The following is an 8,224-nucleotide window of genomic DNA, read 5'->3' as shown; positions in this document are numbered from 1 at the left end:
CCACCCGCGGCACGCCATGAGCCAATGGGAAATACGGTGAGATCCGCGCCATCTGGCGCTCGCTCAGAAGAAACAGATCACCCATCAGCACCTCCATCGCAGAGGCACTGAATCACTCCTCAGACCAAATTAATAGGTCCTGAGCCTAGCGATCCGTGTTGATGATCGGCGCCGCAGGCGCCTGGCGCCGCGCAGGCTGCCTCGGCTGAGGCTCCGGCTGACGCAGAGGGGCGGTCTGGACCGCCGGCGGGCGCGGGGCCGTGGCGCCGGTGGGCGCCATGATGTCGCCCGGCCGTCCGGCATCGTTCGGCGCCCGGGCGGAATCCTGGATCGGCGGAAGCTCCTCGGGCATCTCCTTGGGCTCCGCGATCACCTCCGTGCCGCCTTTGCAATCCACGAGCCAGATATCGTAAACCGGGTGCTCGAGCCCGTGCAGGCCCGGGCTTGCGGCAAAGAGCCAGCCGGAGAAGACCCGCTTGTTCTTCCCGTCCGGACCAGGCTCGTCCACCTCGATGAACGAGGTGGTGTTCGGCGTTTCCGTCGGCGGCTTGGTGAAACAGACCCGCGGCGTCATCTGCAGGGCGCCGAACTGAACGGTCTCGTCGATTCCGACCTCGAACGACACGATACGCCCGGTGATCTTGTCGAGTCCCGAAAAGACGGCCGTAGGATTCTTGATCCGATCCGCCTGAGCTGCGCCCGCCGCGCCGACGATCCCTGCGAGCACGACAGCCGCCCGCGTCCATCCTAGTTTCATCATATCATCCAAGCCAGGTCAGATTCGGGCGGTTCTTGTCCGGTCTGCCCGGTCATACCCTTCATCCCGGCAACGCGATAACACGCGAACCATGATGGAAAAAGGGCAAGCGGGAAAAGAGCCCGCCAGATCGCCGCAAACCCTGGGTATTCCCCTTCATGGCAACGTCAAAGAAAATTCTGAACCTCCAGTCGCGCCATAGGTTAACCGGCTTCTATCGATAGCGAGAGGCTGGAACATGGACATGAGCGACGGCAACGGGATCTCACGGAGGGGCATGATGGGGGGAGCGGCGGCAGGCCTCGCGACGGTGGCCGCGGCAGCTCCGGCCTCGGCCCAGACGGCCGCCAGTGGCGGAGTCGCCAAAGACGACCCGACGACCAAATACCCCAAGCCGCCCTTCCGCTCGCAATCCCAGCCCTGGCCCGGCCTTGCCGGCAAGATGGAACCGCGCCCCGACCATGGCGAGACGAGCTACAAGGGCTCGGGGCGGCTGCGCGGCCGAAAGGCCCTGATTACGGGCGGTGATTCCGGCATGGGCCGGGCGGCCGCCATCGCGTTCGCCCGCGAGGGCGCCGATGTGGCCATCAGCTACCACCCGGACGAGGAGCCCGACGCGCGGGAGGTCATCGACCTGATCAAGAAGGAGGGCCGGATCGCCGTGGCTCTTCCGGGCGACATTCGTGACGAGGCCCTGTGCGCCCGCATCGTGGCGGATGCCGTGCAGCAGCTCGGAGGCCTCGACATCCTGGTCAACAACGCCGCCCGCCAGCAGCAGCGGCAGGCGCTCCTCGACATCACGTCGGAGGATTTCGACGCGACCTTCAAGACCAATGTGTATGCGATGTTCTGGCTGACGAAGGCTGCCCTGCCGCACCTGACGCCGGGCTCGGCGATCATCCAGACGACTTCGGAACAGGCCTACGACCCATCGGAGAACCTGGTCGATTACGCCATGACCAAGGCCGCGATGATGAACTTCACCAAGTCAATGGCGAAGCAGCTCGGCCCCAAGGGGATCCGCGTCAACGGTGTCGCGCCGGGGCCGATCTGGACCCCGCTCCAGGTCAGCGGAGGCACGACTCAGGAGAAGCTGCAGCAGTTCGGCGGCGATACGCCCATGGGGCGCCCAGGCCAGCCGGCCGAGCTCGCATCGATCTATGTCCAGCTCGCTGCGGCCGATGCGAGCTATGCGACAGGACAGATCTACGGGGCGGCGGGAGGCAGCGGCCAGCCATAATTCGATTCTCCGTGCACTGCTCCTCGGACGAAGCGTGGGAGGCGGTTGCGTAAAGCTCGAACCTCATCCTGAGGAGCCTGCGCAGCAGGCGTCTCGAAGGATCGTTCAGCATGCACTGGAGACGCCCTCGTCCTTCGAGACGATCACTGTGACGTGACCTCCTCAGGATGAGGGCTCGATGAGCGCCGGTTGACGAGCCAAACCCTGGGGGCGGTACGCGCTAAGAGGTCGTTACTAGACGATCTCCGCCTTCTCCGGGACGACCGTTGTCTTCGCGCTGCTCGCGAAGCGACGCGCCAAGACAGCACAAGTCATGAGCTGGATCTGGTGGAAGATCATGAGCGGCAGCACGATGGAACCAACATCCTGCCCGGCGAAGATCACGTTCGCCATCGGGGCGCCCGAGGCCAAGCTCTTCTTGGAGCCGCAGAAGGTGATGGTGATCCGGTCCGCACGATTGAAGCCGAACCAGCCACTGACATAGAACGTGAAGCACAGGACCACTGCCAGCAGCACGATGTCGATCACGACCACGGCCACGAGATCCGTGGCCGAGAGCTTGTGCCAGAGCCCTTCGATCACCGCCTCGCTGAAGGCCCCGTAGACGACCATCAGGATCGAGCCGCGGTCCACAAACTGCGTCAGCGTCCTGTGCCGGCTGAGCCATCTGCCAAGATAGGGCTGGAGCACCTGACCGAGAATGAAGGGAGCGAGAAGCTGCAGCAGGATCCCTTCGAGCGCTCCGAGGGAGAAGCCACCGCTCCCTTGGGTATGGAACAGCAGCCCCACGAGGAGCGGGGTCAGGAACATGCCGAGGATGTTCGATGCCGAGGCCGAGCAGATGGCGGCCGGCACATTGCCCTCCGCGATCGACGTGAAGGCAATCGACGACTGAACGGTCGAGGGCAGAACGCACAGGAACAGGATGCCCGTGGCCAGCGCCGGAGTCATCAGGTTCGGCACGGCCAGGACGATGAGGCCGAGAATCGGGAAGACCACGAAGGTGGTGACCAGCACGAAGAGGTGCAGGCGCCAATGGATCATGCCGGCGATCACCACATCGCGCGACAGGCGCGCGCCGTGGAGAAAGAACAGCAGGGCAATCGCGAGATTGGTCGCGACCGAGAACACCTCCGCCGGCGCGCCGCCGATGGGAAGAATCGACGCAAGCACGACCATGCCGAAGATGGCGATCGTGTACCATTCCCGTGAGATGAGAGAAGCCATGGTTACCTTCGTTATGGTTGACGCCTGAGCTGGCGTTTTGTGCCCTGACCTATGCCTGAAGTTCCAGGAACCTATTCATCTCCGGCCCGGCTCCGACAGCTTGGCTGAAGAGGCCTCTTAAAAGCGAAAGCCCGCCAGGGGCGGGCAATCACTGCGAGAACCTGTATCGGGCCGCTTACGCGAAGCTCGCCTCACGAGCGACCCGGGAGATGTCGTAACGGGCGATGCCGAGATCGGCCAGATCACGGTCGGAGAGCTGCGCCAGCTCGCGTACGGTCTTGCGATACAGATGGTAGCTGCGAACCTTCGAAAGGATATAGGAAACGAACATTGAAAGCCCCTGAAGTGGACCGGCCTCGTGACCGGTTGTCTTTGCTCTTGTTGCGGTGCGGATATACGGATGCGCCCCGGCCTTGAGGAGCCATAAGAACTGAGGTCCGTTATGCCCTGACAGCATAACGTTCAGAGAGTGCCGGCTTTGTGCTTGCCTCCTCCTCAAGGTGGCCTTTGAGTCCCGAACCGATCGGCTAAGCTCCGACGGCAGATCAATCGGAGACGCGCTCACATGAATGAAACGGATCTAAAGGGAAACGAGGCCCGCCGGCGCCTGGGCTTTCTGTCGCTGGAGGAAACGGCCGCCCTCGGCCATCGCGGAATCCTGCTGCCGGATCCAGGCTCCGTTATGGTCTCACCCGGTGTTCAGCTCGAGGAGGACGTGGTGCTCTGGCCCAACGTCATCCTCCAGGCGTCCTCCAACGGGCACATCGCCATCGGCCGCGGAACCAACCTCTTCCCCGGGACCCGAATTGTCGCATCGAGTGGGTCGGTCATGATCGGCGCCGGTGCGGAGATCGGAGAGGAAGGCGGCTTCATGATCAAGGCGGGTGTCGGCGAGACCATCGGCATCGGTGACGGAGCCCGGCTTCTCGGCGGCGGATCACTCAGCCTGTCGAATCGAATTGGCCACGGCGCCCAGATCGTCGGCCCCATCCGCTGCCAGAACTGCACCTTGGGCGATGGCGGGACCTATCGTGATCCCGAACCGGATGAGCGGGGCGGCGTCCTGAAAGGCTCAGGCGTGGCACGCGGCCTCAAGGTCCCGCAGGGCCACGTGATCCAGGCCTTCGGCCTTTTCGCCGAGGCCGTCATGCGGCGGCAATCGTATTTCCATCCGAAGGGCTGATTTCAGGCGCCGGTTGTGCTCGGACCCATCGAGAGCTGCCCCTAAATCGTCACCAGCCTTGTGCCGGTGATCTCGATGGGAAAGGCTCCGAGCTTCACAGAAGCGGAATGGCCGGCACGAAGCCGGCCATGACCTTGAGGGTATCGAAGCAGCGAAGGCTTGGCCTTATTCCCCCGGCGTCCACGGCACGTAATCGCCCGTGGCGGCGGGGCGCTGTCCGGCTGAGAGGCTGGAGCCCTGCGGACGATAGGCCTGGGCGGTGCCGGTCATGTTGGGCACATAGGGCTTTTCCCAAGAGTGCGGCTGGTAGCTTTCCTCGCTCGGAGCCACGTCGCCGTTGTGGCACAGCCAGGCGCGCCAGCCGGGCGGCACCTTCGAGGCGTCGGCATAGCCGTTATAGATAACCCAGCGGCGCTCGGCGCCCACATTCGAATCGATGGCCTGGGGCTGCGTGTAACGGTAGTAGCGATTGCCGAACTCGTCCTCACCCACGAACTGCCCCTTGCGCCAGGTGAAGAAGCGCGTGCCGAGGGTCTGTCCGTTCCACCAGGTGAAGAATTGGGTCCAAAACTGTTTCATCGCTGCTGCCTAGGGGGAGCCAAAGTTGCGCGGAATATGGCGTCTGAGTTCGGAGAAGTCGAGCATAAAGATGCCCGACCGCATGTGAGAACCCTCTTGGCCATTTGACCCGACACAGGGTTCCGCTTTCCCATGAGCTCCGCAGCAGGACCCGGCCCGCCTGAGCCCGGCACCTGTTCTGAACCCCAGAAGGGCCGGTCGTGAGACCGGCCCTTCTTGGTGTCACATGTCGCTCGTCGATCAGATCAGGACGAAGTTGCCGGCCGTCAGCGCCAGACCAGGCGCCAGCTGCGCGAACTTCACCTCCGCCGCAGCCCCGGTGCCGTCCGCATCGTAGGACAGGGCGCCCGTCGCAGCATCGTAGACGATCTGTGCCCCAGCGGCATTGGCGCTCGCCCCCACCGCCAGCGACACCGACGCCCCGAAGCCGCCGAACACGCTCCGGCTCAGCCCGATCCAGTCCTCCGCCACCGCAAAGTCGGCGATCCGGTCGACGTTGTTCGTGCCGTTCAGCGCGCTCTCGAACACGAAGAGGTCGCGGCCGGCCTCGCCGTGCAGCACGTCGTTGCCGGCCCCGCCGACCACCCGGTCGTCGTCACTTCCGCCAAAGATGAAATCGTCGCCATTGCCGCCCTCGAGCCAATCATTGCCGATGTCGCCATACAGAATATCCTGTCCATCCGCCCCAGCCAGGATATCGTCGCCGTCCTGCCCGCTCAGCACGTTGTCTTCGAGGCTCCCGTAGACCGTGTCGTTGCCCGAGCCGCCTATCACGTTCTCGAAGCCGTCGATCCTGTCGCCTTCAGCCAAGCCATAGAAGGCCGAATTGGTTCTCACATCGAGATAGACACCGGAGTGGTCATCGCTGTAGCTCAGCGTGTCGGTGCCATCGCCGCCGTTGAGCGTGTCGGCACCTGCGCCGCCCTCGATAAGATCGTTGCCGGCCTCGCCATACAGGGTGTCGTTCCCATCTGCGCCGGCGATGATGTCATTTCCGCTTTGCCCGTTCAGCTTGTTGGAGTCATGGCTGCCATAGAGTGTATCGTTGCCCGAGCCGCCGATCACGTTCTCGAAGTTGCTGATGACATCGCCTGCCGCTTGCCCGGAGGTCGTGCCGGTGCGCAGATCGACGTAGACACTGCCTGATCTGATATAGTCGAGCGTATCGATGCCGTGGCCGCCATCAAGTGTGTCGGCACCCGCCCCGCCCCAAATGATGTCGTCGCCGTTGCCACCCCAGAGGGTGTCGTTACCGCCACCACCGTCGAGAGCGTCGTTCCCACCACCGCCGAACAATCCGTCGGAACCGCCTCTGCCGATGAGGTAGTCATCTCCGATTTCACCATAAAGATTGGCGCCTTGATCGCGGCTGACCAGCTGATCGCTGTAGATCGAACCTCTTACGCTTTCCACATCGACCAGCACATCGCCATAAGCTGCACCTCCGTTTTGATTGGTGGCAAGATCGACGGTGATGCCGTCCGAGGCTGAGAGGTAGGACACCGTATCCCACCCATCTCCACCGATGAGCATATCGCCATCCGCACCCCCATCCAGCCAATCGTTTTCACCACCACCATCAAGCGTATCCGCGCCCAAACCGCCGGAGAGGGTATCGTCGCTGTAACGACCTTCTAAGCGATTGTTGGCGGCATTGCCGGTGATAGTATCCTTGCGATCGCCACCAATGGCGTTTTCGATCAGCGAGCGAGGATCATTCTGATACTGAAGAGCGTTGAAGACATTGCCGCGGGCAAGATGGCCATCGCCGAGATAAGCAAGATCCGAACGAGAGAATAGCGACCATGATCCAGGTGTGAGATCGATGATCATCTCGTCATCGAATGTGCTGAAATCGTAGGTATCGATCCCACCGCCATCCCAGATCGTCAGGAAGATGTCGGACCCCTTCCCCACTTCAACACCATTCACGTATGCCGAGCCAGTATCGCTCCAGTTATAGACCGTATCGGTGTTGTTGGTATTGAAGTTGGCACCGTAGAGATGTTGCAGCGCTGCGATGTCGTACATCATGAGAGTCTGCGGCGTACTCTGGGCATCGAAATCATCCAGATCCTGATCGCCCACATAGGTCCTGTAGGTCATAACGGAAAACTCGATGGAGTCTCGCTCTGGAGTCAGCACGACAGGATTGCCGGTGTCGTCCTGCTCGTGGCCGTGCTTCAGCCCAAGAGCATGCCCGAGTTCGTGCATGATCGTGTAATAGCCGAAGCTTCCCAACTCAACATTCGTGATATCCTTGCTCAACCAGACATCGCCTGCGCGGCTGTCGCTAAATGTGGGGTCAGGATAATACCCCATTGATCTGCTCAGCAGCCTCGATTGGCCAATGGCAATGGTCTCGGGGCTGTTTCCGGTCGAATAAAGTGACAGGTTCGACACGGCCTCCACAGAACTAAGCGTCATGTAAGACGGGCCATTGGGCGCAGACGGCGCATCCCCCTCTAGAATATTTCGCACAGCCTGCTGGTGAGCACTTCCCACGGGCTGAAAGCCTTCGACAAAAGAAGGGGTCCTGTACCGGTAATCGGACAGGCTGTCCGCAAAGAAGTAGCCGATCACATTGGACGACCAGGAGTTCCCCGAAAGCAAGGCATTAACGTTTTTCTCTGGCATACGATTCCTCCCTCTTTTGGAATATGTTCTTATACATTATTTCAATTTGAGAGGCATGCAAATTCTCTTTTCCTGTAGTGGGCTTAGCTGCTGAGCTGTCGCCACTTTCCCTCGGAAGCCCCCTGAGCCGCGTAACATCTTCCCAAATACAGAAGGGCCGGTCTGGTGACCGGCCCTTCCACCTTGTTATTCAATCGCGTTCTGGGATCAGATCAGGACGAAGTTGCCCGACGTCAGCGCCAAGCCGGACGAAAGCTGGGCAAACTGCATCTGCGCCAGAGCGCCCGTGCCGTCCGCATCGTACGACAATGCTCCCGTCGCGTTGTTATAGACGATCTGCGCAGTGGCAGCATTGGCACCCGAGCCAACTGCCAGCGACACCGAGCTACCGATGCCGCCGAAGATGCTGCGGCTCAATGCAATGGTATCGTCCGATGCGCTGAAGTCATTGACTGGCCTGCCCCCTTTGAAGTGGTCCTCCCTGATGTATGGCTTTTTGCCATTTGGAGGACGAGAGAATGCCCAGGAAGAGACACACGGCTGAAGAGATTGTCGCGAAGTTGCGGCAGGTTGATGTGCTGACGGCGCAAGGCCGTTCAGT

General features: G+C 61.6%; 7 protein-coding genes and 1 pseudogene. 2 read left to right on the top strand and 6 right to left on the bottom strand.

The genetic code is table 11. From position 1 onward, the window contains the following. Positions 1 to 145 precede the first annotated feature (145 nt). Positions 146 to 757 (bottom strand): DUF2155 domain-containing protein, encoded by a 612-nt coding sequence (locus AB4097_RS21095; protein ID WP_442043191.1) that lies wholly within the window; start codon positions 755 to 757, stop codon positions 146 to 148. Between the two features lie 238 nt (positions 758 to 995). Between AB4097_RS21095 and AB4097_RS21090 the strand changes: the two genes are divergently transcribed. After that, complete coding sequence (locus tag AB4097_RS21090; RefSeq protein ID WP_442043189.1) at positions 996 to 1,997, top strand: SDR family oxidoreductase; 1,002 nt, start codon at positions 996 to 998, stop codon at positions 1,995 to 1,997. Between the two features lie 234 nt (positions 1,998 to 2,231). Here the strand turns inward: AB4097_RS21090 and AB4097_RS21085 are convergent, their stop codons facing one another. Together AB4097_RS21085 and AB4097_RS21080 are read right to left on the bottom strand one after the other, a co-directional pair. Further along, positions 2,232 to 3,224, bottom strand: a complete 993-nt coding sequence (locus AB4097_RS21085) for a bile acid:sodium symporter family protein (protein ID WP_442043187.1) — start codon at positions 3,222 to 3,224, stop codon at positions 2,232 to 2,234. Between the two features lie 175 nt (positions 3,225 to 3,399). Next, positions 3,400 to 3,555: a DUF1127 domain-containing protein gene (locus tag AB4097_RS21080; protein ID WP_442043185.1), complete on the bottom strand. Its 156-nt coding sequence runs from the start codon at positions 3,553 to 3,555 to the stop codon at positions 3,400 to 3,402. Positions 3,556 to 3,789: 234 nt separating this feature from the next. On the opposite strand from AB4097_RS21080, the gene AB4097_RS21075 reads away from it, so the two are divergent. Next, positions 3,790 to 4,407: a hypothetical protein gene (locus AB4097_RS21075; protein WP_442043183.1), complete on the top strand. Its 618-nt coding sequence runs from the start codon at positions 3,790 to 3,792 to the stop codon at positions 4,405 to 4,407. Positions 4,408 to 4,572: 165 nt separating this feature from the next. Here the strand turns inward: AB4097_RS21075 and AB4097_RS21070 are convergent, their stop codons facing one another. The 3 genes and pseudogenes from AB4097_RS21070 to AB4097_RS21060 form a co-directional block, all read right to left on the bottom strand. Beyond that, entirely contained in the window at positions 4,573 to 4,986 is a 414-nt protein-coding gene (locus AB4097_RS21070) for an NADH:ubiquinone oxidoreductase subunit NDUFA12 (protein WP_442043181.1), read from the bottom strand. A 240-nt stretch (positions 4,987 to 5,226) separates the two neighbouring features. Next, the gene (locus AB4097_RS21065; protein ID WP_442043179.1) at positions 5,227 to 7,623 is read right to left on the bottom strand and encodes a M10 family metallopeptidase C-terminal domain-containing protein; all 2,397 of its coding nucleotides are present in this window, start codon (positions 7,621 to 7,623) and stop codon (positions 5,227 to 5,229) included. A 207-nt stretch (positions 7,624 to 7,830) separates the two neighbouring features. Then, positions 7,831 to 8,224 (bottom strand): annotated as a pseudogene (locus AB4097_RS21060) (hypothetical protein); the annotation flags it as partial.

It is taken from the genome of Microvirga sp. 2MCAF35 (assembly GCF_052115545.1).
GTDB lineage: Bacteria > Pseudomonadota > Alphaproteobacteria > Rhizobiales > Beijerinckiaceae > Microvirga.
The sequence above is the reverse complement of the archived record's forward strand: the minus strand, read 5'-3'. Positions and strand labels throughout refer to the sequence as shown.